Below are 541 nucleotides of genomic sequence, written 5' to 3'. Positions count from 1 at the left end.
GGCCGCCGCCGCACCCGCGGCGGCGGCCCCCACCCCCGCCCGACCCACGAGCTCCCGGAGGCACCATGACCACGACCACCCGCACGCGCCCGGCGTCGCCGGTCCGCGGCACCACCTACTACGCCGTGGCCACCAACGAGCCCGGCGTCATCGGCCCCCGCTTCGTCTGCCTCGCCGGCTCCCGCTGGGGCGTCACCGTCGACGAGCCCCTCGGCTACGGCGGCGTCGTGTTCACCACCCGCGCCAAGGCCCAGGAGCACCACGCGAGCCTGCCGACCCACTACGAGGGCGGCGGCCGGCGGATCGAGCGCGTCGTCGTCGCCGTCCGCCTCACCAGCGGCGCCACCGCCCCCGGCGGCTGGACCCGCGCCGAGCCCGGCCACAGCGACGCCACCGCTGTCATCCTCGGCGGCTTCCGTTTCCACCGTTGCGACGGCCCCAACGGCCAGCGGCTCTGCGGGACGTGCCTGGGCGAGGCCCACCAGCGCTGCACCGTCCGCCCGCACCCCTGAGCCCCGGCGGCGTGGGCCCGAGGGCCCAC

The 541-nt window shown here is 78.4% G+C and carries 1 protein-coding gene; it reads left to right on the top strand.

Annotated features, from left to right (window positions below; all coding sequences use genetic code 11):
• Window positions 1–65 precede the first annotated feature (65 nt).
• Window positions 66–512, top strand: a complete 447-nt coding sequence (locus tag WDV85_RS17005) for a hypothetical protein (protein ID WP_339571753.1) — start codon at window positions 66–68, stop codon at window positions 510–512.
• Window positions 513–541: the final 29 nt, after the last annotated feature.

Source organism: Pseudokineococcus sp. 5B2Z-1, assembly GCF_037482305.1.
Taxonomy (GTDB): Bacteria; Actinomycetota; Actinomycetes; order Actinomycetales; family Quadrisphaeraceae; genus Pseudokineococcus.
This window is presented reverse-complemented; position numbering and strand designations above follow the sequence as displayed.